Raw genomic sequence first — 26986 nt, 5'->3', positions numbered from 1 at the left:
CATGGACTTGACCCCCTACGTCGACGACCTGCAGCACCGGCTGGCCTCGGCCGCCGACGCCGCCGGCCAGGACGCCCGTGAGCTCGCAGGACGACTCGCCGCACCGCTCGACGCCGCCGTGCGGCTCGTGCTGCTGGACGCGCTGACCGCCGCCGCGGGGGAGATCTCCGCCGAGCTCGCACCCGGCTCGGTCGACGTGCGCCTGCGCAGCGGTGGCCCCGAGTTCGTCGTCGAGGCCCCCGTCGCACGCCCGGAGGTGGCGCCGTCGCCCACCTGGACGCCCGCGGGGCCGGCCGCCCCGACGGCCACCGCGCTGCCTGCGGCACCCGACCTCGACACCGGGGGCACGACGCGCACCACGCTCCGCCTGCCCGACCACCTCAAGTCCCAGGTCGAGCTCGCCGCCGCCAGGAGCGGCCTCTCCGTCAACACCTGGCTCGTGCGCGCGGTGGCCGCGGCGCTCGAGCAGCCCGCGGACCCGCCGGCCGCACAGGCGCGCGCCGAGCCCCGCGGCGGCACGCGCCTCACCGGCTGGGTGCACTGACCCGACCCCGCCGCGTCGAACGCCGCACGTCGAACGTCGCACGTCACCACCCGGGTCCGCCCGACCCGGTCCACGCCGCCCATGCCCTGGAGTCGTCATGCCCACGTTCCCTGCTCCTGCCCCCCTTCCCGTCGTCGTCGACCTTCCCGTGGGCTGCAGCCTGCACGTCGTCGCCGGTGACCGCGACGACGTCGTCGTGACCGTGCTGCCCGCCGACGCCGCCAAGGCGGGCGACGTCCGCACGGCCGACGAGGTCCGCGTCGGGCACGACGACGGCGCCCTCACGATCACGGGCCCGCCCGCCTGGAAGCAGTACGTGCCGTTCGCCGCCGGCAGCATCGCCGTCACGGTCGAGCTGCCCGCCGGGTCCGACCTCAGCGGCCGGACCGGCACCCTCTACGCCGAGGGGCGCCTCGGTGCCGTCGAGGCGCAGGTCACCGCCGGCGACGCGCGCGTCGACGAGGCCGGGCGGCTCGACCTCAAGGTCTCCGCGGGGTCCGCCGTCGTCGGCCGGAGCACGGGAGCCACGTCCGTCAAGGCGTCCGCCGGCTCCGTGCGCATCGCCGAGCTCACCGGCGACGGGACGATCCGCGCCAGCAACGGGCCCACCGTCGTGGGCTCGGTCACCGGATCGCTGCAGGTCACCGGAGCGCACGGGGAGATCACCGTCGGACGGGTCCGCGGCACGCTCACCGCGACCGCCGCGTCCGCCGGCATCCGCGTCGAGCGCGTCGAGCAGGGCGCCGTCACGCTCACGACGTCGTACGGGACGATCGAGGTCGGCGTGCCGGAGGGCACGGCGGCGTGGCTCGACGTCTCCTCCGAGCACGGCACTGCACGCAACCAGCTGCTCCCCACCGACGGCCCGGTGGGCGACCAGCCGACGGCCGAGATCCGCGCCAGCGCCGGCTACGGCGACGTCATCGTGCGCCGCCCCTGACGCCACCGTCCTCGCCGGTCGGGCCCGGGCCGCCCTGCCCTGGCCTGACGGTGCCTGACCGGGCTGCTCCTGCCCGACCTCGCTGCTCCCGCCCGACCGGGCCGCTCCCGCCCGACCTGACTGCTCCCGCCCGACCGGGCCGCTCCTGACCCGGACGCGCCCCGACCTGGCTCGGCCCTGCCCTGATCCGGCCCCGCCCGCCCGGGCGTCGCGGCCACGTCGCACCACCCACACCTCCCACACCACGAGACGGGACACCGCCATGCCTGCACCAGCTCCTGCGATCGCGCTCCGCGGTCTGCGCAAGTCCTTCGGGGACCAGACCGTGCTCGACGGCGTCGACCTCGTCGTCCAGCCGGGTACCGTCACGGCGCTGCTCGGCCCGAACGGCGCCGGCAAGACGACGACCGTCGGGGTCCTCTCGACGCTGCTGCGCCCGGACGGCGGCAGTGCCCACGTCGCGGGTCATGACGTCGTGGCGGAGCCCGGGGCCGTGCGCGCCGCGATCGGCGTCACGGGTCAGGCGTCCGCGGTCGACGATCTGCTCACGGGCACCGAGAACCTGCGGCTCATGACCGCGCTGCACCACCTCGGCCGGCGCGAGGCGCGCGAGCGCGTCGAGCAGTTGCTCGCCCAGCTCGGGCTGACCGAGGCGGCCGGAAAGCCGGTGTCGACGTGGTCGGGCGGCATGCGCCGCAAGCTCGATCTCGCGATGACGCTCGTCGGGCGCCCCGCGGTGGTCTTCCTCGACGAGCCGACCACAGGCCTCGACCCGCGCAGCCGCCGCACGCTGTGGGACGAGGTGCGGGCCCTGGTGGCGGGCGGCACGACCATCCTGCTCACGACGCAGTACCTCGAGGAGGCGGACCGGCTCGCGGACCGCGTCGCTGTCCTGGACGGCGGACGCATCGTCGCCGAGGGCGCGCCCGACGACCTCAAGGCCGCGCACGACGCCGGCTCGCTCGACGACGTCTTCCTGCGCCTCACGGAGCCGTCCACCGGCTCCTCCAGCACCCCGACGACCCCGAAGGAGGTGGCCTCATGACCACCGCGACCCTGCTCCCCACCGCGGGCCCCCGTCCTGTTGCCGACACGCTCACGATGCTGCGCCGCAACCTGCTCCGCGCCGCGCGCTACCCGGGCCTGACGAGCTTCACGGTCGGCATCCCGATCGCCCTGCTCCTGCTCTTCGTGTTCGTGTTCGGCGGGGCGTTCGGCGCCGGCGTGGCACCCGGGGTCGATCCCGGGGCCGATGGCCGGGCGGCGTACCTCGACTACATCACCCCGGCGATCCTGCTGTTCGCGGTCGTCGGGGCGGCGCAGAGCGTCGCGATCACGGCGGCGATGGACGCCACGAGCGGGATCATGGCGCGGTTCAAGACGATGGCGATCTCGCCGGCGTCCGTGCTCGGGGGGCCCGTGCTCGGCACCGTCGTCCAGGGGCTGCTCGCGGTGCTCGTGGTGCTCGCCCTCGCCCTCGCGCTCGGCTTCCGCCCGGGCGCGGGGTCGCTGGACTGGCTCGCGCTCGCCGGCCTCCTCGTCGTGGTCACGTTCACGACGAGCTGGTTGTGCGTCGCGATGGGGCTCGCCGCGAAGTCGGTCGAGACGGCGTCGAACACCCCGATGCTGCTGACCGCGCTGCCGTTCCTCGGCAGCGGGTTCGTGCCCGTCGAGACCATGCCGCCGGCGGTGGCCTGGTTCGCCGAGTACCAGCCGTTCACGCCGGTGATCGAGACGATGCGCGGGCTGCTCGCCGGCACCGGCATCGACGTCTCGACGGCGCTGCTCGCGCTCGGGTGGTCGGTGCTCATCGGCGTCGGCGGCTACGCGTGGGCGCGTGGGCTGTACCGCCGGGAGCGCCGCTGACGCCCCTCCCGCTCACCCTCTGCCGGCTGCACCCGTCGGCGTGCGGGCCGCCGCCCGGCTCGGCCGGTGGCGGGGTGCGCCCCCCTACCCGGCCGGGCCGGTGGCGAGGCGCGCCCCTACCCGGCCGGGCGGTGGCGGGGTGCGCCGCCGTCCACCTGGCCGCCGGTGCGGCGGGACACGTCGTGTCCCGCCGCACACCGGGTCCGGGGCGTCACGCGGCGGCGTGCCCGGTCCCCGCGCCTCGCGCGCGCGCCGCGTCGGCGGAGTCGGCTCGCCACGCCGCGAGCGTCTCCTCGACGACGCGGGACCACGGGGTCGGGGTGACGCCGAGAACCCGCTCGGAGGCCGTCGCGTCCAGCACGAACGGCTCGACGAACTGGTAGCCCATGGCGTGGACCTCGCGCATCATCGGGTTCACGAGCCCGAGGGCGCGGACGGCGGCGAGGGGGACGGTCCGGATCCGCGGGGTCGGCGCACCGGCGGCGGTCGCGAAGCGCGTCGCGACCTCGCGGTAGGTCAGCGGCTCGGGCGACGGGACGTGCCAGGGGCGGCCCCAGGCGCCCTCGGTCTCGGCGGCGGCGGCGAGGGCGCGCGCGAAGTCGGGCAGGTAGGTCCAGGAGTGTGCGGTGTCGGCCGAGCCGATGGGGTACAGCGGCTTCCCGGCGAGCAGCGGCTCGAGCATGCGCGGCCCGACGTGCGCGTGCGCCTGCGCGCCGGGGCCGACGTAGTCGCTCCCGCGCACCTCGGTGGCGCGCAGAGTGCCGCCCTGGTGGCGCCGCTCCAGCTCGTGCCACATCGCGGCGCGCACGGTCCCCTTGGTCTCGGTCGTGGCGAGCGGGGAGTCCTCGTGCATGAGCTGCGTGCCGCGCCCGTAGCCGTAGAGGTTGCCCGCGACGACGAGCACCGCGCCGGTGGCCTCGGCGGCGGCGATGAGCGCCGACGCGACAGGCGGCCAGTCCGTGGTCCACCGGTGGTACGGCGGGTTCACGCAGTTGTGCAGCGCGGCGGCTCCTTGCGCGGCGCGGGTCAGGGCGGCGGCGTCGGTCGCGTCGGCAGCACGGTGCTCGACGCTGCCGCCCGCGGCGGTCGTGCGGGCCGCGGGCCCGCCGGAGCGGCTCAGCACGAGGACGTCGTGCCCCGCGTCGGCGAGCAGCCGGGCCAGGGTCGAGCCGATGGGTCCCTTGCCGACGACGACGTTCCGAGCCATGAGGTGCTCCGTTCCACAAGTGAGAGCGGTGCTCTCGTCTGTGAATGATGCTTCCGCTCCTGTCTGCGGATGTCAAGAGCGGTGCTCGCGTTTGCGTGCACCGCTCTTGTCGAGCATGCTCGGACGCATGACGAAGCCCACGAGCGCGCCCCGCGGCGCCCGCGAGCGCGCACGCGCCGAGATCATGACGGAGCTGCTCGCGAGCGCCCGGGCGCACCTCGTCGCCGAGGGGGCGGCGAACCTGTCGCTGCGTGCCGTCGCGCGCGACCTCGGCGTCGCGTCCTCCGCGGTGTACCGCTACGTCGAGTCGCGCGACGCGCTGCTGACCCTGCTCATCGTCGAGGCGTACGACGCCGTGGGAACGGCGGCGGAGCAGGCCGCCCGGGCCGCGGAGCTGCGGGGCGACGCGCCGGCGCAGCGCTGGCTCGAGGCCGCGCGTGCGGTGCGCTCGTGGGCGGCCACGAACCCCCACTCCTTCGAGCTCGTCTACGGCACGCCCGTCCGCGGCTACCGCGCCCCCGCGGACACCGTCGCCCCGGCGCTGCGCCTGTGGTCCGTCCTCGTCGTCGTGCTGGTCGCGGCGCACGCCGACGGCTCGCTGCGTCCCGCCGGCCCGGTCTACGACCCCCGCGGGCTCGTCGAGCCGGACGTCTACGCGTTCGCGGGCCTCGGTGCCGAGGACGAGGTGCCCACCGAGGTCGCGCTCGCCCTCACCCGGTCGATGTCGCTGTTCGCGACCCTCGTGGGCGCGATCACCGCGGAGCTGTTCGGGCACCTGCACAACGTCGCGGTCGACGCGGACCGCCTGTTCGACGTGACCATCGCGACCGCGTCCGCCGGCATCGGCCTGCACGTCGACCTCGGAGCGGGCGCCGACCGCGGGGCCGCAGCGGACCTCGGCTAGGATCGGTCCCGGCCGTGACTGGCGTACCTGAGGTGGGCTGAACCACCGGGGAGCGGCCGGAACCACCTACCGTCGCACCGTTCGCCTGGGTGCTCGGGTCCATGACGTCTCACGAGACCCACCGACCCGGGAGGTCACCGCCATGTCCCACGAGCTCACGCCCCTCGAGCCCGTCCTCGACCCCACCGCCCCGGAGACGCGCCGGCCGATCCGCCGCGCGCTCCTCAGCGTCTACGACAAGCAGGGCCTCGTCGAGCTCGCGACCGCGCTGCACGCCGCGGGCGTCGAGCTCGTCTCGACCGGCTCGACGGCCGGCACGATCGCGTCGGCCGGGGTGCCCGTGACCCGGGTCGAGGACCTCACCGGGTTCCCCGAGTGCCTCGACGGGCGCGTCAAGACGCTGCACCCGCGCGTGCACGCCGGGATCCTCGCGGACACGCGCCGCCCCGACCACGTGGCGCAGCTCGCGGCCCTCGAGGTCGAGCCGTTCGACCTCGTCGTCGTGAACCTCTACCCGTTCAGCGCGACGGTCGCCTCGGGCGCCGGGCCCGACGAGTGCGTCGAGCTCATCGACATCGGCGGGCCGTCGATGGTGCGCGCCGCCGCCAAGAACCACCCGAGCGTCTCGGTCGTCGTCGACCCCGCACGCTACGCCGAGCTCGCGGAGGCCGTCGCGGGCGGCGGGTTCACGCTCGCGCAGCGCCGGCGCCTCGCGGCCGACGCGTTCGCGCACACCGCGGCGTACGACGTGGCCGTCGCGTCGTGGTTCGCGTCGTCCTACGCGCCCGACGAGGTCGCGGGCGGGTCCGGCTTCCCCGCGGTGCTCGGCGGCACGTGGGACCGCGGCCGGGTGCTGCGCTACGGCGAGAACCCCCACCAGGGCGCCGCGCTGTACCTCTCGGCGGAGGGCACGGCGGGTGAGGGCCTGGCGGGTGCGACGCAGCTGCACGGCAAGGAGATGAGCTACAACAACTACGTCGACGCCGACGCGGCCTGGCGCGCGGCGCACGACCACGACGGCCCGGCGGTCGCCATCATCAAGCACGCCAACCCGTGCGGGATCGCGGTCGGCACCGACATCGCCGACGCGCACGCCAAGGCCCACGCGTGCGACCCCGTCTCCGCGTTCGGTGGCGTCATCGCGTCGAACGGTCCGGTCACGCTCGCGGCCGCGCAGCAGATCGCCCCCGTGTTCACCGAGGTCGTCGTCGCGCCGTCGTTCGAGCCCGAGGCCGTCGAGCTGCTCACGCAGAAGAAGAACATCCGCCTGCTCACGGTCGCGGGCACGCCGAACGCCGCGCCCGTCGAGCTCCGCCCGGTGACCGGTGGGGTGCTGCTCCAGGTCGCCGACCGCATCACGGCACCCGGCGACGACCCGGCGTCGTGGACGCTCGCTGCGGGCGACGCCGCCGACGACGCGACGCTCGCGGACCTCGTGTTCGCGTGGCGGGCCGTCCGTGCCGTGAAGTCCAACGCGATCCTGCTGGCGCACGACGGCGCGTCCGTCGGCGTCGGCATGGGTCAGGTCAACCGGGTCGACTCGTGCCGCCTCGCAGTCGAGCGGGCCAACACCGGTGACGTCGAGCGGGCCCGCGGTGCGGTCGCCGCCTCGGACGCGTTCTTCCCGTTCGCCGACGGACTGCAGGTGCTGCTCGACGCGGGCGTGCGCGCGGTCGTGCAGCCCGGCGGCTCGGTGCGCGACGAGGAGGTCGTGGCGGCCGCCCAGGCAGCCGGTGTGACGCTCTACCTCACGGGCACGCGGCACTTCGCGCACTGACGCGAGCGCTCGGGGTGCACCGGTGCAGGGCGCTGGCGCACCCCGGCGCTGGCGCACCCCGGGGCCGGCGCTCCCCGGGGCTGGCGCTCCGAGGGGCGGGGCGCTCACGCCGGTGGTCGTCCGACCGGCGTGCTCGGCGCCCGCGGCTCGAGGACGACGACGGCGGTCGGGGTCGACCGTGACGCCGTGAGGGCGTCGAGCCGCGGGTCCACGGTGACCCAGCGCTGCCACAGCCGTGCGCGCTCCTGCCCCGTCGCGGACCGTGCGTGGACCGGCCGCGCCTCCTGCCCGGCGAGCCGGACCGTCGCCTCCGGGTCGGCCTGCAGGTTGAGCCACCACGCGGGGTCGCCCTCCGCCCAGCCGTTCATCGCGAGCGTGACGAGGTCGGGGCCGTCCTCGAGGTAGCCGAGGATGACGCTGCGCTCGGCACCGGACCTCCGGCCGGTCGTCGTCAGCCGCAGCGCACCCCAGCCGCGCCGGCTCGCGGTCGTCCACAACGCACGGCTCCCGGTCACGCGGTACAGCGCGCGGTGCACGCGCCACGCCGTCGTGACGACCCATCGCGGCGGCACCCGCGGCGCTGCCGTGCCTTCGGAGCCTCGTCCGTCCGCTGTGCCCATGATCGTCCTCGGGGTCGACGTCGACCCGGGTCACGGTAGTGCCGCGCCTGCCCCCGGGCCCAGGGGTTGCCGCCGCGAGAGGTGCCGGGTCGGTGCGGACGGGGCCACGGGCGGGTCGGTCACGGACGGGGGAGCGGGCGCCCCGGGTCGGCGGCGGCGTCGCGGTCCACGTGGGGAAGCCGGGCACCGGAGAACAGCCGGCGTGCGGCGGCGACGTCCCGCGGGCGGTCGACCGTGAGCACCGCGGTGAGCCGGTCGGTGCCGGGGGCGAACCACAGCGCCGACCAGCCGCCGGTCGCGGGGTCGCCGCGCAGCACGGCGTCGTCGGTCTCGCTGCGGTGGCCGTAGAGCGTCAGGTCGTGCCCGAGCTGGGTCGAGAACACGTACGGCGCGGGGTCGTCGGCGGGCCCGACGGCGTCGAGCGCACCGTGGTGCCGGTCAGCCTCGCCGTGCAGGCCGGCCTCGCCGTGCGGGCCCTCCTCGCCGTGCCCGTCAGCCCCGCCGTGCCCGTGCGCGGCCCCGGCGTGCCCGTGCACGGCCACGCCCGCGAGCGACCCCGGCCGGAGCAGGTCCCGCACGGCGACGGGCGGCCCGGTCAGCGCGCCGTCCCAGTGCCCGCCGGGCACGAGGCCGTGCCGGGGGGAGCGGCGCCGGGCGACGTCGCCGACCGCGCGCACGTGACGCGGCCCGCCCGCGGGGGCCCAGGTCGCGTCGACCCGGACGGCACCGTCGGGGTCGAGCGGGAGTGCGCCGCCGAGCCACGCGGTCGCCGGCCGTGCGCCCACCGCGGCGAGCACGACGTCGGCCTCGAGGTCCCGGCCGTCGGTGAGCCGGACGCCGTCCGCGCGCACCTCGGCGACACCGACGCCCGTGACCAGCGTGATCCCCGCCGCCGCGTACCAGGGAACCGTGAGCGCCCCGACGTCCGAGCCGAGCGCGGCGGCGAGCGGCGCAGGAGCGGCCTCGACCACCGTGACCTGCAGGCCGGCGGCCGCCGCGACGCCCGCGACCTCGGCGCCCACCCACCCGGCACCGACGACCACGAGCCGGACGCCCGGGCGCAGGCGTGCGCGCAGCCGGGCCGCGTCGTCCGCGGTGTGCAGCACGTGCGCGTGCTCCCAGCCGGGCGGCCGGACCGCGTGCGCCCCGCTCGCGAGCACCACCGCGTCCGCGACGACGGTCCCCGCGTCGGTCGTGACGACCACGTCGTCCTGCCGGACCTCGAGTGCGCGCGCGGGCTCGGCGAGCCGGGCGTCCTCGACGAGCGCGAGCGCGTCGACCCCGAGGTCGTCCGCGAGCCACACCGGCCCGGGCCGGTCGAGCAGGTGCTTCGACAGCGGCGGCCGGTCGTACGGCGCGACGCCCTCGGCGCCCAGGAGCGTTACCGGACCCGTGAAGCCCTCCTCGCGCAGCGCCGTGACGGTGCGGTGCGCGGCGAGCCCGCCCCCGACGACGACGACGGACCTGGGCGGGCGCGGGGAGGGGGCGGTCACGGGCGCAACGGTAGTCTCACGCGCAGGAGGCAGACCGATGGCGCACGACCCGCAGGACCCTCAGCACGCCCGTGACCCGCAGCCCCGCCCCGCGGTGACGACTCCGCCGTCCCCCGGTGCGACGCTCGCGCCCGGCGCCGGCGGCCCCGTGCCGGCGCGCCCCGACGGCGGCCCGGAGCCGGAGGTCACGCCGTTGGACACCTCGACCGCGGGCGTCCCGGTGATCCCGCCCGAGGAGAAGCCGCTCGACCCGCGCCGGATCGCGCGCGAGTCGCTCGCTGCGAGCCGGAACTGGTCGCTGTGGCTGGTCGCGGCCGGGCTCGTGAGCGCGTGCGTCGTCGCGACCGTGCGGGGCGGCGCCGCCGGGGCGCTCGTGATCGCGGCGATCCTCGCGATGTCGGCCGTCGTGCGCGCCGTCGTGCCCGAGCCCGGCCCGGTCGCGCTCGCGGTGCGCGCGCGGGCGCTCGACGTCGCGGTGCTCACGACCCTGGCGGTCGGCATCGGGGTCCTCTCCCAGGCCATCCCGACGAGCTGACCCGGCCCGCCGGGCAGCCGTCACGCGCCGGGCCACCCCCGTACCGCGCGCCCACCTCGTCGGGCCACCACGTGCCGCGCCCTCGCGTGCAGCACGCCCGCACGACCACCCGCCCGCACGCTCACCCGCCCGGACACGGAGACGCCCGAGCGGCCGTGGAGCTCCACGGCCGCTCGGGCGCTGCGTGCGGGAGGGAGCCTGCACCCTCGCCGGGGTCAGAGGGCGCGCTCGGCCTCGTCGCCCGTGAGCACGACGACGTCGTCCTCACCGAGCAGGTCGTCCTGCACCGGCTCCGCGCCGAACGCGCGGTACAGCAGCCCGGCGAGCGCCGCGCCGACCAGCGGGGCCACCCAGAACAGCCAGAGCTGGCCGAGCGCCCAGCCCTCCGAGAACAGCGCCGCGGCCGTCGAGCGCGCGGGGTTGAGGCCGCCGTTCGTCATCGGGATGGTCACGAGCAGGCCCACGACGAACGCGAAGCCGATCGCGGCGGGCGCGAGGCTGTTCGTCGAGCGGCGGTCGGTCGAGCCGAGGATGACGCCCACGAAGAGCGCGGTCATGACGACCTCGATGAGGAGCGCGCCGAGCAGCGAGAAGCCCTCGCCCTGGACCTGGGCACCGATCGGGGAGTGCGTGCCGTAGCCGTTCGCGACCGACGAGAAGAACTCGCGGGCCTGCTCGGCCAGGGTCGGGAACGACGAGAGCGTCACGAACAGCACCGCGGCCGCGGCGACGCCGCCGACGAGCTGGGCGAGCCAGTAGGGGAGCACGTCCTTCCACGACGTGCGGCCGGCGATCGCCGCGCCGAGCGTGACGGCGGGGTTGAAGTGCCCGCCCGAGACGTAGCCGACCGCGACGGCGCCGGCGAGCAGCGCGAGCCCGAACGCCAGCGCGACCGCGAGCGGCCCGCCGCCGAGCCCCGTGATGTTCGAGTACAGGGCGGTGCCCAGGCCGGCGATCACGAGGAACAGCGTGCCGAACGCCTCGGCTGCGAGCCGCGGGCCGAGACCCGGTCCGACGGGCACGGCCGCGACGGCGACGGGTGCGAGCGCCACGTCGTCGTCGAGCGAGGGGACGGGGGCGGGCGCCACGTCGTCGAGCGAGGCGACGGGCGCGGGTGCGACGGGCGCGGGTGCGACGGGCGCGGGCGCGGCGGGTGCGGGGGCGACGGGCGCAGCGCCGGCCGGCTTGTCGAGGCCCACGGGAGCGGTGGTGCTCGCGGAGGTCTCGGCCGGGACGGTGCCGCCCGCACCGACCGCGGGTGTGGTGGCGGTGTCGGGGGTCACGGCGTCGGGGCCGGTGGCCTCGGGCGATCCGGTGGGGTCCTGGGACATGGGGTTCCTGTCGTCGAGGATCGGGGTGGCGCGACCGGCAGCTGCGGTGCCGGGCACGGGGCGGTCAGCACCGGCCAGCATGCCAGCCGAACCTGCGCGCGTCCTGGGTAACCTCGGGGTGCTCGCGCGGTGGCCGTACCTGAAGCGCTTCACCAGCGGGGGTCGCGGCGGCGGGTGACCGTCCCGCGGCGGACGGCCGGGGCAAAGTCTCTCGATGTCGAGTAATCTTGACGCCGGACAGCACACGAGAGCTCAGGAGATCCCGCATGGCGAAGATCAAGGTAGTGGGCCCGGTCGTCGAGCTCGACGGCGACGAGATGACCCGGATCATCTGGCAGTTCATCAAGGACCGCCTCATCCACCCGTACCTCGAGATCGACCTGCGCTACTACGACCTGTCGATCGAGAACCGCGACGCGACGGACGACCAGGTCACGATCGACGCGGCGCACGCCATCAAGGAGCACGGCGTCGGCGTCAAGTGCGCGACGATCACGCCCGACGAGGCGCGCGTCGAGGAGTTCGGCCTCAAGAAGATGTGGGTCTCGCCCAACGGCACGATCCGCAACATCCTCGGCGGCGTCGTGTTCCGCGAGCCGATCATCATCTCGAACATCCCGCGCCTCGTGCCGGGCTGGAACAAGCCGATCATCATCGGCCGTCACGCGCACGGCGACCAGTACAAGGCGACGAACTTCAAGGTCGCCGGCGCGGGGACGCTCACGCTGACGTTCACGCCCGCGGACGGCTCCGAGCCGATCCAGCAGGAGGTCGTCACGTACCCCGAGGCGGGCGGCGTGGCGATGGGCATGTACAACTTCAACGAGTCGATCCGTGACTTCGCGCGCGCGTCGTTCGCGTACGGCCTGCAGCGCGGGTACCCCGTGTACCTGTCGACCAAGAACACGATCCTCAAGGCGTACGACGGCGCGTTCAAGGACATCTTCCAGGAGGTGTTCGACGCCGAGTTCGCCGCCGACTTCGCCGCCGCGGGCCTCACCTACGAGCACCGCCTGATCGACGACATGGTCGCCGCCGCGATGAAGTGGGAGGGCGGCTACGTCTGGGCGTGCAAGAACTACGACGGCGACGTCCAGTCGGACACCGTCGCGCAGGGCTTCGGCTCGCTCGGCCTCATGACGTCCGTGCTCATGACGCCCGACGGCAAGACGGTCGAGGCCGAGGCGGCGCACGGCACGGTCACGCGCCACTACCGCCAGCACCAGGCGGGCAAGCCGACGTCGACCAACCCGATCGCGTCGATCTTCGCCTGGACCGGCGGCCTCAAGCACCGCGGCAAGCTGGACGGCACGCCCGAGGTCACGCAGTTCGCCGAGACGCTCGAGAAGGTCGTCATCGAGACCGTCGAGAGCGGCAAGATGACGAAGGACCTCGCGTCGCTCGTCGGGCCGGACCAGGCCTGGCTCACGACCGAGGAGTTCCTCGGCGCGCTCGACGAGAACCTCGCCGCGCGCCTGGGCTGACCTGCCCGCCGGCGCCGGCGCACGCTCGGCGCCACCCCGCACGACCCGCACGCACCGCGACGCACGGTGCCCGGCACGGCCTCTGGGCCCCGGGTACCGTGCGTCGTAGCGTGTGGGGCGAGTCCCCAGCAGCACCGCATCCCGAGCAGCGAACGATCGAGGGAGATCCCGGACCATGACAACGCCCGTGAACGTGACCGTCACCGGAGCTGCCGGCCAGATCGGCTACGCGCTGCTGTTCCGCATCGCGTCCGGCCAGCTGCTCGGCGCGCAGACCCCGGTGCGGCTCAAGCTCCTCGAGATCCCGCAGGGCGTGAAGGCCGCCGAGGGTGTCGCGCTCGAGCTCGAGGACTGCGCGTTCCCGCTGCTCTCGGGCATCGACATCTTCGACGACGCGACGGCGGCGTTCGACGGCACGAACGTCGCCCTGCTGGTCGGCGCGCGGCCGCGCACCGCGGGCATGGAGCGCGGGGACCTGCTCTCGGCGAACGGCGGCATCTTCAAGCCGCAGGGCGAGGCGATCAACGCGGGCGCGGCGGAGGACGTCCGCGTCCTGGTGGTCGGCAACCCGGCCAACACGAACGCGCTCATCGCCGCGTCGCACGCGCCCGACGTGCCGACGTCGCGCTTCACCGCGATGACGCGCCTGGACCACAACCGCGCGCTGACGCAGCTCGCGACGAAGGCCGGGGTCCCGGTCACCGACATCCAGCGTCTCGCGATCTGGGGCAACCACTCGGCGACCCAGTACCCGGACATCACGCACGCGACGATCGGTGGCCGCCCGGCGACCGAGGTCGTCGACGACCACGCCTGGGTCGAGGGCGAGTTCATCCCGCGGGTCGCCAAGCGCGGTGCGGAGATCATCGCCGCGCGCGGTGCGTCGTCGGCGGCCTCCGCGGCCAACGCGGCGGTCGACCACGTGTTCTCGTGGGTCAACGGCACGCCCGAGGGAGACTGGACGTCGGCCGCGGTCGTCTCGGACGGGTCGTACGGCGTCCCCGAGGGGCTCATCTCGTCGTTCCCCGTGACGTCGTCGGGCGGCGAGTGGCACATCGTGCCGGGTCTCGAGGTCGACGAGTTCAGCCGTGGGCGCATCGACGCGTCGGTCGCGGAGCTCGGCGAGGAGCGCGACGCGGTCCGCTCGCTCGGGCTCCTCTGAGCGGACCTCTCTCCTCGACCACCGTGCGGGTCGCCATCCGGGTCGGACCCGGGGGCGGCCCGCACGTGCGTCCGGGCGCGGCCCGGGGACCGGCTCGTGGGCACGGTGCGGCCCGTCCGGGCCGACGGCGCCGCGTCCGTGGTGACCCCCGCGCGCAGCCTGCTCGATCGCGCAGTCTGCAAAGGCTTGCTGAAACTTGCGACGGGTATGTACGGTCAGCCCGACACGTCCCCTTTCCGCACGCCGGTGTGCGGTGACGAAGGAGTTTCGGGAATGGCTGCTGCCGACGCGCGCATCCGCACCACCACCTCATTGCTGGCAGCCACCGCGCTCGTCGCCGTCGGCCTCGTCGCGAGCCCGGCGACCAGCCCCGCGAGCGCCGCGACGGAGCCCGCACCCCGCACGTTCGCGCTCGTCGGCTCGCTGCAGGACGAGCTCGGCTGCGCCGAGGACTGGGCGCCTGCGTGCGCCGAGACCGAGCTCGCGCCGACGGGCACCGACGGCCGGTACGCGCTCGAGGTGACGCTGCCCGCGGGCACGTACGAGTACAAGATCGCCGTCGACGACGCGTGGGACGAGTCCTACGGCGCGGACGGCAGCGGCGACAACACGCCGCTCGTGCTCGCCGGGGAGTCCGCGGTGCGGTTCACCTACGACGACACGACGCACCGGACCGCGCTGACCCCGCTCGACCTCACCGGTGCGTACACCGAGGCGGACGACGCCCTCGTCGCGGAGCCCGTGCGCCAGCCCGGCTCGGACGAGCAGTTCTACTTCGTCATGACCGACCGGTTCGCGAACGGCGACACCACGAACGACACGGGCGGGCTCACCGGCGACCGCCTCACGACGGGCCTCGACCCGACCGACAAGGGCTTCTACCACGGCGGCGACATCGCCGGCCTGCACGAGCAGCTCGACTACATCGAGGGGCTCGGGACGACCGCGATCTGGCTGACGCCGTCGTTCGCGAACCGCCCGGTCCAGGGCACCGGCGCCAACGCCTCCGCCGGGTACCACGGGTACTGGATCACCGACTTCACGCGCATCGACCCGCACCTCGGCACGAACGCCGAGCTCGAGGAGCTCATCGCCGACGCGCACGAGCGCGGCATCAAGGTCTACTTCGACATCATCACGAACCACACCGCGGACGTCGTCGACTACGCCGAGAAGACGTACTCCTACGTCGACCAGGCCACGCGCCCGTACACCGACGCCGCGGGCGAGGACTTCGACCCCGCGACCTACGCCGGCACCGACGAGTTCCCGGAGCTCGACCCCGCGACGTCCTTCCCGTACACGCCGGTCGTCGCGCCCGCCGACGCGGACCTCAAGGTCCCGGCCTGGCTCAACGACCCGACGCTCTACCACAACCGAGGGAACTCGACGTGGACCGGTGAGTCCGTCACGTACGGGGACTTCGACGGCCTCGACGACCTCATGACGGAGCACCCGACCGTCGTGAACGGCTTCGTCGAGGTGTACCAGGACTGGGTCGACCTCGGCATCGACGGCTTCCGGATCGACACGGTCAAGCACGTGAACATGGAGTTCTGGCAGGAGTGGACCACGCAGGTCCGCGACTACGCCCGCGCGCACGGCAAGCCGGACTTCTTCATGTTCGGCGAGGTGTACGACGCGGACGCCAAGAAGCTCTCGCCCTACGTCCGGGACACCGACATGAGCTCGGTGCTCGACTTCGCGTTCCAGGCGGGCGCGGCGGGCTACGCCAAGGGCTTCTCCGCGCAGGGCCTGCGCGACCTGTTCGCGACCGACGACTACTACACGACGCCGGACACGAGCGCCTCGGCGCTGCCGACGTTCCTCGGCAACCACGACATGGGCCGCATCGGGTACGCGCTCGCGGACGCGGGGACCCCGGACGCGGAGACGCTCGCGCGCGACGAGCTCGCGCACTCGCTCATGTACCTGACGCGCGGCCAGCCGGTCGTCTACTACGGCGACGAGCAGGGCTTCGTCGGCGCCGGGTCGCTCGGCGGCAAGGACAAGGACGCGCGCCAGTCGCTGTTCGCGACGCAGGTCGACGAGTACGCCGACCAGCCGCTCGTCGACGGCACCCCGGCCGGCTCGGTCGACCGGTACGACACGGACGCACCGCTCTACGACCACATCGCGGAGCTCGCGGCGCTGCGCTCGGCGACGCCGGCGCTCGCGACCGGCGCGCAGGTCGAGCGGTACAGCGACGGCCCGGTCTACGCGTTCTCCCGCGTCGACCGCACCGCGAAGGTCGAGCACCTCGTCGCGCTGAACAACGCGGCGGAGGCGGCGACCGTCACCGTCCCGACGCTCACGCCCGGCGCGACGTTCTCCCCGCTCGCGGGCACGGACGCCACGGTCACGGCCGATGCCTCGGGCGCGGTCACGCTCACGGTCCCGGCGCTGTCCGCGGTCGTGCTGACGGCCGACGCGCCCGTCGCGGCGTGGGCGGCGGACGCCCCCGACGTCACGGTGGACGTGCCGGCTCCCGGCGCCGCGGTCACCGGGGTCGCGCCGGTCGCTGCCGACGTCCCCGACTCCTCGTGGACCGAGACGTCGTTCGCCTTCCGGGTGCTCGGCGACGACGCCTGGACGCCGCTCGGCACCGCCGAGGACACCGACCCGCGCGTCTTCCACGACGTCACCGGCCTCGCGAAGGGCACGGTCGTGGAGTACCGCGCGGTCACGGTCGACGCCGCGGGTGAGCGCACGGCCGCCTCGACGTACGCGGGCGTGGGCGTCGCGCTCGACGGCGCGGTGCCGCCCGGACCCGACCCGGACGGCGGCGTCGTCTCGGTCCCCGGCAGCCACAACGCCGCGATGGGCTGCCCGGGCGACTGGCAGCCGGCGTGCGAGACGGCGCGCCTGACGAAGCAGCCCGGCGGCGCGTACTCCGGGACGTTCGACCTCCCGGCCGGCACGTACGAGTACAAGGTCGCGATCGACGGCACATGGGACGTGAACTACGGCGCGGGCGGCGTGCTCGGCGGCGAGAACGTCTCCTACACGCACACCGGGGGCCCGGTGACGTTCGTCTACGACCCGGTCACGCACTGGTTCACGTCGAGCGCGCAGGGCCCGCTGCTCACCGTCCCCGGCAGCCACCAGAGCGAGCTCGGCTGCCCGGCCGACTGGTCCCCGGACTGCCTCGCGCCGTGGCTCCAGGACCCGGACGGCGACGGCACGTTCACCGCGACGGCGACGTTCGCGGACGCGGCGACGTTCGACGCGAAGGTCGCGCACAACCTCTCGTGGGAGGAGAACTACGGGGCCGACGGCGTGCCCGGCGGCGCGAACATCACGTTCGCGGTGCCCGCCGGTGAGCCCGTGACGTTCACGTACGTCCTGGCGACGCACGTGCTGACGATCGACGACTCCGACCCGTCGCTCCCGGGCACGGGCGAGGCGCGCGCGCACTGGGTCGATGCGACCACGCTCGCGTGGCCCGCCGGCCTCGTGGGCGACGCCGACCCGGCCGACCTCGTCTTCACGCTGCACGGCTCGCCCGACGGCGCGGTCGAGGTCGCGGACGGCGCCGTCACCGGCGGCGAGACGTTCCCGCTCACGGTGCGGGACGGCGGCCTGACCGAGGAGCAGCTCGCCCGCTTCCCGGCGCTCGGCGGCTACGTCGCCCTCGGGCTCACCGGCGTCGACCGCGAGCAGGTCGAGGAGCTGCTGCGCGGCGAGCTGCTCGTGAGCCAGCGCGCCGCGGGTGACGACGGTGCCCTGCAGGCCGCGACCGGGGTGCAGATCCCCGGCGTGCTCGACGACCTGTACGCCGACGCGGCCGGTGACGGCGCGTTCGGGGCGACGTGGCGCAAGGGCGTCCCGACGCTGCGCCTGTGGGCCCCGACCGCGCAGGACGTCGAGCTCCAGGTGTGGCCCGCCACGAAGGGATCGCAGGGCCCGGGCTCGGGGAAGCCGGACCTCGGCGCCGAGCCGGTGCGCGTCGCGACGGAGCGCGGCGACGACGGCTCGTGGACGGTCCGCGGCCCGACGTCCTGGAAGAACGCCGCGTACCGCTACGCCGTCACGGTCTACGTGCCGTCGACGGACGCCGTCGAGGTCAACGAGGTGACCGACCCGTCGTCGGTCGCGCTCACGCTGAACTCGATGCACTCGGTGCTCGTCGACCTCGCCGACGGCGCCCACCGCCCGAAGCAGTGGGAGAAGGCCAAGCAGCCCGTCGTCCGCCCCGTCGACCAGACGATCTACGAGCTGCACGTGCGCGACTTCTCGATCTCGGACGGGAGCGTCCCGGCGGAGAAGCGCGGCACGTACTCCGCGTTCGCCGTCGAGAGCACCGGACGCGAGCACCTGCGCGACCTCGCCGAGGCGGGGCTCACGACGGTGCACCTGCTCCCGACGTTCGACATCGCGACGATCGAGGAGGACCGTGCCGAGCAGCTCGTGCCGCAGTGCGACCTGCCCGCCTACGCCCCGGACTCCCCGGAGCAGCAGGAGTGCATCGAGGCGGTCCGGGCCGGCGACGCGTTCAACTGGGGCTACGACCCGCTGCACTGGTCGGCGCCCGAGGGCTCGTACGCGGTCGACGCGCACGGCGGGGCCCGCGTCGCGGAGTTCCGCACGATGGTCGGCGCCCTGCACGCCGACGGCCTGCAGGTCGTGCTCGACCAGGTGTTCAACCACACCGCGGCGAGCGGCCAGGCCTCGACGTCGATCCTCGACCGCGTCGTGCCCGGCTACTACCACCGCCTCAACGCGGTCGGCGCGGTCGAGACGTCGACGTGCTGCGCGAACGTCGCGACCGAGCACGCGATGGCCGAGAAGCTCATGGTCGACTCGGTCGTCACGTGGGCGCGGGACTACAAGGTCGACGGCTTCCGCTTCGACCTCATGGGCCACCACTCGCGGGACAACATGCTGGCCGTGCGCGACGCGCTCGACGACCTCACCGTCCGCAAGGACGGGGTCGACGGGAAGCGGGTCTACCTGTACGGCGAGGGCTGGAACTTCGGCGAGGTCGCCGACAACCGGCTCTTCACGCAGGCCACGCAGGGTCAGCTCGGCGGCATCGGCATCGGGACGTTCAGCGACCGGCTGCGCGACGCGGTGCGGGGCGGCGGCCCGTTCGACGAGGACCCGCGCGTCCAGGGCTTCGGCTCCGGCGTCGCGACCGACCCGAACGGCGCGGCGGTCAACGGCACCGAGGCCGAGCAGCTCGCCCGCGCCGCGCACCAGGGCGACCTCGTGCGGCTCGGCATGGCCGGCAACCTGCGCGACTACGCGTTCCTCGCCTCGGACGGCACGGTCCGGACCGGCGCGGAGATCGACTACAACGGCCAGCCCGCCGGGTACGCGGACTCGCCCGAGGAGATCGTCACGTACGTCGACGCGCACGACAACGAGACGCTGTTCGACTCGCTGACGTACAAGCTCCCGGTCGGCACGGCGATGCCCGACCGGGTGCGGATGAACACGGTCTCGCTCGCGACGACCGCGCTCGCGCAGACGCCGTCGTTCTGGCACGCCGGCGCCGACCTGCTGCGCAGCAAGTCGCTGGACCGGAACTCCTACGACTCGGGCGACTGGTTCAACCTGCTCGACCTGTCCGGCCAGGACAACGGCTTCGGTCGGGGCCTGCCGCTCGCGGCGGACAACGAGGCGAAGTGGCCGCTCCAGCAGCAGCTCCTCGCGAACCCGGCGCTCAAGCCCGCGCCGGCGGACATCCAGGCGGCGTCGACCGCCGCCGAGGAGCTCCTGCGCCTGCGGTTCTCGACGGACCTGTTCCGGCTGGGCTCGGCGACGCAGATCGAGAAGAAGGTGACGTTCCCCGGCTCCGGCCCGGACGCCGACCCGGGCGTGCTCGTCATGCGCATCGACGACACCGTGGGGCGTGAGACGGACCGGAAGCTCGACGGCGTGCTCGTCGTGGTCAACGCGTCCGACGAGGCGACCACGCAGAGCGTCCCGGAGCTCGCGGGGCACCGCCTGGCGCTCTCGCCGGTCCAGGCGAAGGGCAGCGACCCGGTCGTCAAGACCACGCAGTGGGTCGCGGCCGACGGCGAGGTCACCGTCCCGGCGCGGACCGTCGCGGTGCTCGTCGAGAAGGAGCACCACACGTCGTGGTGGGACCGGGTCACCGACTGGTGGTCCGACCTGTTCCGCCGCTGACGCACGACCGTCCGGCCGGGGCAGGGCCCGGCCGGACGGCACCCACGGCCGGCGCCGCACACCCGTGCGACGCCGGCCGTCGGCGCGCTTCACCCTTCCCGCGCCGCCGGGCCGCACGCATGCTGAGGCCCTGACACCGTCGTCCGGGGGGAGACGCCATGAGCACGAGCCTGCGCACCGCGGGGAGGAGGGCCGCTGTCCTCGCCGCGGCGGTGCTCCTGGGAGCCGCCGCCACCGCCGGCCCCGCCACCGCGCGGCCCGATCAGTCGGCGCAGGGCACCGGTGCCGAGGGGACCCGCTGCTCCGACCATGCCGGGACGATCAGCCGGCAGGTCGTCGAGGGCGACCTCGTCGTCGACGGCCGGTGCACCCTGACGTCCGTGCTCGTGCGCGGCGACGTCGAGCTGGTGCCCGGGGGTCGGCTGGTCCTGTTCGGGTCCACCGTCGACGGCAGCGTCACCGGCCCCGCCTCGGTCGACCTGCTCGACTCGCTGGTGCGCGGCGGCGTCACGCTCACCTCGCGGGCGCGGCTCTACGCCGAGGAGTCGTCCGTGCGCCGCAGCGTGCGCACCGAGGCCGGCGGCGTGCGGATCGTGCGCACCAGCGTCGGGGGCGCGCTCAACGTCGCGGCCAAGGAGCAGCCGGAGGACTGGGTCGTGATCCACCTCAGCACCGTCGCCGGCTGGGTCAGCGCGTACGGCGGCCACCAGCAGGTCGTCGACAGCACGCTCGGCCGCGGGCTCACCGCGACCGGGTGGACCCGGGCGCTCGAGCTGTGCGGGACCACGGTGGCCGTGGACGTGACGCTCCGCGGCGGCCACGGTCCGGCGTCGGCGTGCTCGACCGGCTCGCCGGTCACCGTGGGCGGCTCCCTCGTGGTGCAGGGGAGCGCGCACCCGGTCGACCTGAGGGCGCTGAGCGTCGCCGGCGACCTGCGGTGCGAGGGCGGCACCGGGCGGATCACGACCGCGTCGGACGTCTCGGTGAGTGGCTCGCGGACGGGGCGGTGCGCGCCCTGACGCGCACCGCGCTGGACGCGCACCGCGCTGGACGCGCACCGCGGGTCAGGAGGCCGCCGCTGCCGCGAGCTCCGCCTGGAACGCCGTGGCGTCGGTCGCGCCCGTGGCGAACCGCCCGGTGGCCGTCGAGATCGCGGTGAGCGTGCCGTTCGGCGCGGCGGCGCCGTGCGCGAGCGAGGACACGATGCGGTCCACGTAGAACGACTCCATCGCGGACTGCTGGTAGTCGCTGAAGTAGGACGACGACACGTCCCCCCGCGCCGGGATCGAGCCCTTCTCGAGGTTGAACGCGGTCTGGCCGTCGACCGAGCTGATGGTGTCGAGCCAGGCGCGGGCGCCGTCGGGGTGCGGGGCACCGACGGGCAGCACGAACGAGTCCGCGAGGAAGTCGAACACCCCCTCCGTCCCGGGCACCGGGAAGTAGGTGAAGTCGGTGCCGCGGACCTTGCCGGCGTCCTCGAACTCGGCGACGGCCCAGTCGCCCATGACGTTGAACGCGGCCTGCCCGTCCATCACGCGCTGCGTCGCGTCGGGCCAGTCCAGGCTCTCCCGGTCGGCATTGCTCAGCTCGAGCAGCACGTCGAAGTCCTCGATCGCCTCGCGGACCTCGGGGCCGGCCCAGTCCGTCGTCCCGTCCCACAGCCCCGAGTAGGCGTCCGGTCCGAGGTCCGCGAGCAGCACGGTCTCGAGCAGGTGCACCTGGGTCCAGGTCGTCGCGATCGACAGCGGCGTTCGGCCGGTCGCCGCGACGGCCCGCAGCGCGACGACCCACTCGTCGATGCTCGCGTAGGTCGCCGCCGGGTCGAGGCCGGCCGCACTCAGCACGCCGGGGTTCGCCCACACGACGTTGGCGCGGTGGATGTTCGACGGGATCGAGTAGATCTTCCCGTCGACCGTCAGCCGCTCGATGAGGTCCTCGGGGAACGCCGAGCGCAGCTCCCACTCGTCGTAGAGCGCCGAGATGTCCTCGAGGCGACCGGCCTCGATGTAGTCGGTCAGCTCGGCGCCGGCGTGCGCCTGGAACGTGTCCGGCGGGTCGTTCGCCTCGAGGCGCGACTGCAGGAGGTCCTTGGCCGCGCCACCTCCGCCGCCCGCGACGGACCCGTTCACGAACGTGATCTCGGGGTGCTGCTGGGCGAACGTCGCGACGAGCGAGTCGAGCCCCAGCTTCTCGGAGCCGCTGGCCCACCAGGTGAAGACCTCGACCTCGTCGGGCCGGGTCGTCGCGGTCGGCTCCGAGGCCGGCTCCTCCGCTCCGGACGAGCAGGCGGTGAGCAGGAGGGCGGCCGCTGCGAGGACGGCGAGCGCACGGCGGCGCGGACGAGCTGGGTGCATGGGGATCAAACCTCTGTGACGGGTCGGGGCTCCGACGGCTCCACATCCAAGGACGGGGCCTCGTTGGTGTCAACAAGTGAATCGACGCCTCGTCCCGTTCTGCGCAGGTTCGACAGGGGTGAAATGGGCGCCCGGGTCAGGGGAGCGCTTCCATTCCGGAAACGGGTTGGACGGGGCAGAAGTGCTGCGCAGCGCCGATTTCTCCGGTCGCGTCACGAGCGCCCGGGAATGCTCCACGACCGGCCCCGCCGGGCGGGTTCCTGCCGCTGTGTATCCTTCCCGCTGTGGGCACAGACCGGGTGACGCCGGGCTCCCAGACTTCACTGCGTGAAGCCAACCGGGCCCGGATCGTGAGTGCGGTCCAGCAGCGTGGCTCCCTCACGCAGGTCGAGCTGGCCGGGGTCACAGGGCTGTCTCCGGCGACCGTGTCGAACATCGTCAAAGAGCTCACCGTCCTCGGCGTCCTGCACACCGCACCCACCTCGCGCAGCGGCCGGCGCGCGCAGCAGGTGACGCTCGCGCGCAACCTCGGGCTCGTCGCCGGCGTGCACTTCGGCACCCGCTCGATGCGCGTCGCGCTGTCGGACGTCGCGCACCGCGTGATCGCCGAGCAGCGCATGCCCCTGCCGCCCGACCACCGCGCGGACGCCGGCCTCGACCGTGCGGCGCTCCTGCTCACCGAGATGGTCGAGTCGCTCGACGCGAGCATGGGCGAGGTCCTCGCCGTCGGCGTCGGGGTTCCCGCACCCGTGGACGTGCGCACGGGCCGCATCGCCACGGTCGGGATGCTGCGCGGGTGGGACGGCGTCTCGGTGTCGGAGGTGCTCGAGCGGCGCATCGGGATCCCGGTGCACGTCGACAACGACGCCAACCTCGGTGCGCTCGCGGAGGTCCGCCTGGGTGCGGCCCGCGGGTCCCGGCACGTGCTCTACCTCAAGGTCTCGCACGGGGTCGGCGGCGGGCTCGTCCTCAACGGCGAGGTCTTCCACGGCCGCTCGGGCACCGCCGGGGAGATCGGGCACGTGACGCTCGACGACAACGGCCCGATCTGCCGCTGCGGCAACCGCGGCTGCCTCGAGACGTTCGTCGGCGCCCCCGTGCTGCTCGCGATGCTCGCCGCGAGCCACGGCCACCTCACGCTGCGCGACGTCATCACGCGCGCGCAGGACGGCGACCCGGGCTGCCGCCGTGTGATCTCCGACGCCGGCCTGCACCTCGGTGCCGCCGCGGCGAACGTGTGCAACGTCTTCGACCCGGAGCTCGTCGTGGTCGGTGGGCAGCTCGCCGAGGCCGGCGGCATCCTGCTCGACCCGCTGCGCACAGTGCTCGCGCAGCGCACCGTGCCCAGCACGGCGGGGCCCGTCGACGTCGTCGCGTCCGAGCTCGGGGCGAGCGCCGAGGTGCGCGGTGCGCTCGCGGTCGCGCTCGACCGGGCGGCCGTCGCCGGGTCCGTGGCGGTCGTGGGATGACGCGCCTGCGTGCGGGGCGGGCGGCCGCGGTGGCCGTCGGGCTGACGCTCGTGCTCGCGGCGTGCGCGCCGGGCGCGGCCGGCGTCGAGGGGCCGCCCACGCCGTCGGGCGAGACCATCGCGCTCCTGCTCCCCGAGTCGAAGACCGCGCGGTACGAGGGCGTCGACCGCCCGACGTTCGAGCAGGTCGTCGCGCGCCGCTGCCCGACGTGCCGGGTGCTGTACGCGAACGCCGACCAGGACGCCGCCCGCCAGCAGGAGCAGGCCGAGTCGGTGCTGACGCAGGGCGCGGGGGTGCTCGTGCTCGACGCGGTCGACGTCACCGCGGCCGCGAGCATCGTCGAGGCGGCACGCGAGCGCGGCGTGACGGTCATCGGCTACGACCGGTTCATCGCGGGTGCGCCGCTCGACTACTACGTCTCGTTCGACAGCCGCCGCGTCGGACAGCTGCAGGGCGAGGCGCTCGTCCGCGCGCTCGCGGAGAGCGGGGAGCTCGCCGACCGCGACGACCCGCCGGGCGTGCTGCTCGTCGGCGGCGCCCCGACCGACGCGAACTCAGCCGCGCTCGAGGCCGGTGCGCGCGGCGCGTTCGAGGGCACGGACATCCGGGTGCTCGCCGCGTACGACACCCCCGACTGGAGCCCCGACAAGGCGCAGGAGTGGGTCGCCGGTCAGCTCACGCAGTACGCGGGGCGCGTCGACGCCGTCTACGCCGCGAACGACGGCACCGCGGGCGGCGCGATCTCCGCGATGAAGGCGGCCGGCCTCGACCCCGTCCCGCCCGTCACCGGGCAGGACGCGGAGCTCGCGGCGATCCAGCGCATCGTGTCCGGCGACCAGTACATGACCGTCTACAAGGCCATCACCGAGCAGGCGCGCACGGCCGCCGAGCTCGCGGTGCGCGTGCTGCACGGCGAGCAGCCCGCGACGACCGCGACCGTCGAGGGCGTCCCGGCGCTCCTGCTGACCCCCACCGCGGTGACCGTCGAGAACCTGGGCCGCGTCGTCGTCGACGGCGGCCTCTATACGATCGAGGAGATCTGCGTGCAGCCTTACACCCGCGCGTGCAGCGAAGCAGGTCTCGTGGGAGAGGTGGCCCGATGAACGGCTCGGTGCTCTCGCTGCGCGGCATCTCCAAGAGCTACGGCGCCGTCCGTGCCCTCGTCGACGTCGACCTCGAGATCCGGCCGCACGAGGTCGTCGCGGTCATCGGGGACAACGGCGCGGGCAAGTCGACGCTCGCGGGCGTGATCTCGGGCGCGCTGGTGCCCGACTCCGGGCAGGTGCTGCTCGACGGTCAGCCGGTCAGCCTCTCGACACCCGCCGCGGCCCGCTCGCACGGCATCGCGGCGGTGTTCCAGGACGGCGCGCTGTGCGCGAACCTCGACGTCGTCGAGAACATCTTCCTCGGCCAGGAGGTCACGCGCGCGGTCCTGCTCGACGAGGTCGCGATGGAGAAGCAGGCGTGGACGCTGCTCGGGCAGCTCGCGGCGCGCGTGCCGTCGGTGCGCGTCCCCGTCGGCGCGCTCTCGGGCGGTCAGCGGCAGGCCGTCGCGATCGCGCGCTCGCTGCTGGGCGAGCCGCGCGTGCTCGTGCTCGACGAGCCGACCTCGGCGCTCGGCATCACGCAGACCGCGGAGGTGCTCAGCCTCATCGAGCGGCTGCGCGAGCGCGGGCACGGCGTCGTGCTCATCAGCCACTCGATGGCCGACGTCCAGGCCGTCGCGGACCGGATCGTCGTGCTGCGGCTCGGGCGCGTCAACGGCGAGTTCGACGCCGCGAGAACCAGCTACGAGGACCTCATCGCGGCGGTCACCGGCGCGACGTCGGGTGCACCCCGGCGTGACGGCGGCGACGTGTCGCGCGCGGGGGGTGCGGCGCCGCGGGTGCGGGCCGACGCGCACCGGCGCCCGGACGCGCACGAGGTGATCCCGTGAGCGTGCTCCGCGGCGAGCGCCGCCTCGCGCCGGGCACGCTGCCGGCCACCGGGGTGCCCGGAGGTGCGCTGCGGGAGCTCGTGGGGCACGTGCGCGCGGGCGAGCTCGGGATGCTCCCCGTCGTCGTCGCGCTCGCCGTCATCTGGCTCGTGTTCCAGTTGCTCAACCCGTACTTCCTGTCGAGCGACAACCTCGTCAACCTGACCCTGCAGTGCGCCGCGACGGGGGTCCTCGCGCTCGGGGTCGTGCTCGTGCTGCTCGTCGGGCAGATCGACCTGTCCGTCGGCTCGGTGAGCGGCCTCGCGGCGGCGGTCGTCGCGGTCGGCGCCGTGCAGCTGCGCTGGCCGATCGCCCTGACCGCGCTCGCGGCGCTCGCCGTCGGCGTCGGTGTCGGGCTCCTGTACGGGGCCTTGTTCACGCGGCTGGGGCTGCCGAGCTTCGTCATCACCCTCGCCGGCCTGCTCGTGTTCGCGGGCCTCCAGCTGCGCGTGCTCGGGCCGACGGGCTCCGTCAACCTGCCGTTCGAGTCGTGGCTCGTGCAGGTCTCGCAACGGGGGTTCCTCCCGGCCGGGGTGTCCTACGCGCTCGTCGCGCTCGTCGTCGTCGCGCACGCCGCGAGCCTCCTCGTCGGTCGGGCGCGCCGCGAGCGTGCCGAGCTGCCCGTCCCGAGCCTCACGGTCGTCGCCGCCCGCGTCGGGACGCTGGCGCTCCTGCTGTTCGGCGCCGTCGCGTACCTCAACACCAACCGCGGCGTGGGCTTCACGTTCGCGCTGTTCGTCGGGCTCGTGGCCGTCGTCGACCTGCTCCTGCGGCGCACGCGCTGGGGTCGGGCGGTCCGGGCCGTCGGCGGCGACGTCGAGTCCGCCCGCCGCGCCGGCCTGCCCGTGCAGCGCACGTTCGTCTCCGCGTTCGTCGCGTGCTCGACGCTCGCGGCGCTCGGCGGCATCCTCTCCGCCGGACGCCTCGCGGCCGCCAACCAGGGCACGGGTGGCGGCGACCTCTACCTCACGGCCATCGCGGCGGCCGTGATCGGCGGGACGAGCCTCTTCGGCGGCCGGGGGAGCGCGTGGTCCGCGCTGCTCGGCATCCTCGTGATCCAGTCCATCTCGAGCGGCCTGACGCTGCTCAACCTCGACACGTCGGTCCGGTACGTGATCACCGGCGTCGTGCTCGCGCTCGCGGTGCTCATCGACTCGGTGGTGCGGCGGGCCAACCAGGCCTGACACGGG

20 protein-coding genes and 1 riboswitch are annotated in these 26986 nt (G+C 74.6%); of the genes, 15 read left to right on the top strand and 5 right to left on the bottom strand.

What is annotated here, in order from left to right; genetic code table 11:
• Position 1: 1 nt before the first annotated feature.
• The 4 genes from ACWFNE_RS04730 to ACWFNE_RS04715 all read left to right on the top strand — a co-directional run bounded on the left by ACWFNE_RS04730 (position 2) and on the right by ACWFNE_RS04715 (position 3350).
• The gene (locus tag ACWFNE_RS04730) at positions 2-544 is read left to right on the top strand and encodes a histidine kinase (RefSeq protein ID WP_452121311.1); all 543 of its coding nucleotides are present in this window, start codon (positions 2-4) and stop codon (positions 542-544) included.
• A gap of 97 nt (positions 545-641) precedes the next feature.
• The gene (locus ACWFNE_RS04725) at positions 642-1484 is read left to right on the top strand and encodes a DUF4097 family beta strand repeat-containing protein (protein WP_452121310.1); all 843 of its coding nucleotides are present in this window, start codon (positions 642-644) and stop codon (positions 1482-1484) included.
• 262 nt (positions 1485-1746) lie between these two features.
• The gene (locus ACWFNE_RS04720; protein ID WP_452121309.1) at positions 1747-2529 is read left to right on the top strand and encodes an ABC transporter ATP-binding protein; all 783 of its coding nucleotides are present in this window, start codon (positions 1747-1749) and stop codon (positions 2527-2529) included.
• Positions 2526-3350, top strand: a complete 825-nt coding sequence (locus ACWFNE_RS04715) for an ABC transporter permease (protein ID WP_452121308.1) — start codon at positions 2526-2528, stop codon at positions 3348-3350. The genes ACWFNE_RS04720 and ACWFNE_RS04715 overlap by 4 nt, the downstream gene beginning before the upstream one ends.
• A gap of 211 nt (positions 3351-3561) precedes the next feature.
• Here ACWFNE_RS04715 and ACWFNE_RS04710 read toward each other — a convergent pair whose 3' ends face one another.
• The gene (locus ACWFNE_RS04710) at positions 3562-4557 is read right to left on the bottom strand and encodes an NAD-dependent epimerase/dehydratase family protein (protein ID WP_452121307.1); all 996 of its coding nucleotides are present in this window, start codon (positions 4555-4557) and stop codon (positions 3562-3564) included.
• 127 nt (positions 4558-4684) lie between these two features.
• On the opposite strand from ACWFNE_RS04710, the gene ACWFNE_RS04705 reads away from it, so the two are divergent.
• Together ACWFNE_RS04705 and purH are read left to right on the top strand one after the other, a co-directional pair.
• A complete protein-coding gene (locus ACWFNE_RS04705) occupies positions 4685-5461 on the top strand; it encodes a TetR/AcrR family transcriptional regulator (protein WP_452121306.1) in 777 nt (258 codons plus the stop codon).
• Positions 5462-5465: 4 nt separating this feature from the next.
• A riboswitch (ZMP/ZTP riboswitch) is annotated at positions 5466-5559 on the top strand.
• 44 nt (positions 5560-5603) lie between these two features.
• On the top strand, positions 5604-7238 hold the full coding sequence (purH, locus tag ACWFNE_RS04700) for a bifunctional phosphoribosylaminoimidazolecarboxamide formyltransferase/IMP cyclohydrolase (protein ID WP_452121305.1): 1635 nt from the start codon (positions 5604-5606) through the stop codon (positions 7236-7238).
• Between the two features lie 104 nt (positions 7239-7342).
• Here the strand turns inward: purH and ACWFNE_RS04695 are convergent, their stop codons facing one another.
• Both ACWFNE_RS04695 and ACWFNE_RS04690 read right to left on the bottom strand, forming a co-directional pair.
• Positions 7343-7810 carry a nitroreductase/quinone reductase family protein gene (locus ACWFNE_RS04695; RefSeq protein ID WP_452121304.1) on the bottom strand — a complete coding sequence of 156 codons (468 nt, stop codon included), beginning with the start codon at positions 7808-7810 and terminating at the stop codon, positions 7343-7345.
• Between the two features lie 167 nt (positions 7811-7977).
• On the bottom strand, positions 7978-9351 hold the full coding sequence (locus ACWFNE_RS04690; RefSeq protein ID WP_452121303.1) for an NAD(P)/FAD-dependent oxidoreductase: 1374 nt from the start codon (positions 9349-9351) through the stop codon (positions 7978-7980).
• A gap of 37 nt (positions 9352-9388) precedes the next feature.
• Between ACWFNE_RS04690 and ACWFNE_RS04685 the strand changes: the two genes are divergently transcribed.
• Positions 9389-9886, top strand: coding sequence for a DUF3017 domain-containing protein (locus ACWFNE_RS04685; protein WP_452121302.1), 498 nt, complete (start codon positions 9389-9391; stop codon positions 9884-9886).
• A gap of 215 nt (positions 9887-10101) precedes the next feature.
• On the opposite strand, the gene ACWFNE_RS04680 is transcribed toward ACWFNE_RS04685, so the two are convergent.
• Positions 10102-11217: an aquaporin gene (locus ACWFNE_RS04680; RefSeq protein WP_452121301.1), complete on the bottom strand. Its 1116-nt coding sequence runs from the start codon at positions 11215-11217 to the stop codon at positions 10102-10104.
• 266 nt (positions 11218-11483) lie between these two features.
• Here ACWFNE_RS04680 and ACWFNE_RS04675 point away from each other — a divergent pair, with 266 nt between their 5' ends.
• The 4 genes from ACWFNE_RS04675 (at position 11484) to ACWFNE_RS04660 (ending at position 21017) form a co-directional block, all read left to right on the top strand.
• Positions 11484-12701 (top strand): NADP-dependent isocitrate dehydrogenase, encoded by a 1218-nt coding sequence (locus ACWFNE_RS04675; protein ID WP_452121300.1) that lies wholly within the window; start codon positions 11484-11486, stop codon positions 12699-12701.
• Between the two features lie 175 nt (positions 12702-12876).
• Entirely contained in the window at positions 12877-13863 is a 987-nt protein-coding gene (locus ACWFNE_RS04670) for a malate dehydrogenase (RefSeq protein WP_452121299.1), read from the top strand.
• Between the two features lie 273 nt (positions 13864-14136).
• Positions 14137-19998, top strand: coding sequence for a pullulanase-type alpha-1,6-glucosidase (gene pulA / locus ACWFNE_RS04665; RefSeq protein ID WP_452121298.1), 5862 nt, complete (start codon positions 14137-14139; stop codon positions 19996-19998).
• 158 nt (positions 19999-20156) lie between these two features.
• Entirely contained in the window at positions 20157-21017 is an 861-nt protein-coding gene (locus ACWFNE_RS04660) for a hypothetical protein (protein ID WP_452121297.1), read from the top strand.
• 45 nt (positions 21018-21062) lie between these two features.
• On the opposite strand, the gene ACWFNE_RS04655 is transcribed toward ACWFNE_RS04660, so the two are convergent.
• A complete protein-coding gene (locus ACWFNE_RS04655) occupies positions 21063-22352 on the bottom strand; it encodes an ABC transporter substrate-binding protein (protein WP_452121296.1) in 1290 nt (429 codons plus the stop codon).
• A gap of 350 nt (positions 22353-22702) precedes the next feature.
• On the opposite strand from ACWFNE_RS04655, the gene ACWFNE_RS04650 reads away from it, so the two are divergent.
• Genes ACWFNE_RS04650 through ACWFNE_RS04635 form a run of 4 tightly spaced genes read left to right on the top strand, consistent with a single transcriptional unit; the run spans position 22703 to position 26980 of the window.
• The gene (locus ACWFNE_RS04650; RefSeq protein WP_412868599.1) at positions 22703-23821 is read left to right on the top strand and encodes an ROK family transcriptional regulator; all 1119 of its coding nucleotides are present in this window, start codon (positions 22703-22705) and stop codon (positions 23819-23821) included.
• Positions 23818-24924, top strand: coding sequence for a sugar ABC transporter substrate-binding protein (locus tag ACWFNE_RS04645; protein WP_452121295.1), 1107 nt, complete (start codon positions 23818-23820; stop codon positions 24922-24924). Before ACWFNE_RS04650 ends, ACWFNE_RS04645 begins: the two co-directional genes overlap by 4 nt.
• Positions 24921-25757 (top strand): ATP-binding cassette domain-containing protein, encoded by an 837-nt coding sequence (locus tag ACWFNE_RS04640; protein WP_452121294.1) that lies wholly within the window; start codon positions 24921-24923, stop codon positions 25755-25757. Before ACWFNE_RS04645 ends, ACWFNE_RS04640 begins: the two co-directional genes overlap by 4 nt.
• On the top strand, positions 25754-26980 hold the full coding sequence (locus ACWFNE_RS04635) for a sugar ABC transporter permease (protein ID WP_452121293.1): 1227 nt from the start codon (positions 25754-25756) through the stop codon (positions 26978-26980). Before ACWFNE_RS04640 ends, ACWFNE_RS04635 begins: the two co-directional genes overlap by 4 nt.
• Positions 26981-26986 lie beyond the last annotated feature (6 nt).

Source organism: Cellulomonas sp. NPDC055163 (genome assembly GCF_053607065.1).
This window is presented reverse-complemented; position numbering and strand designations above follow the sequence as displayed.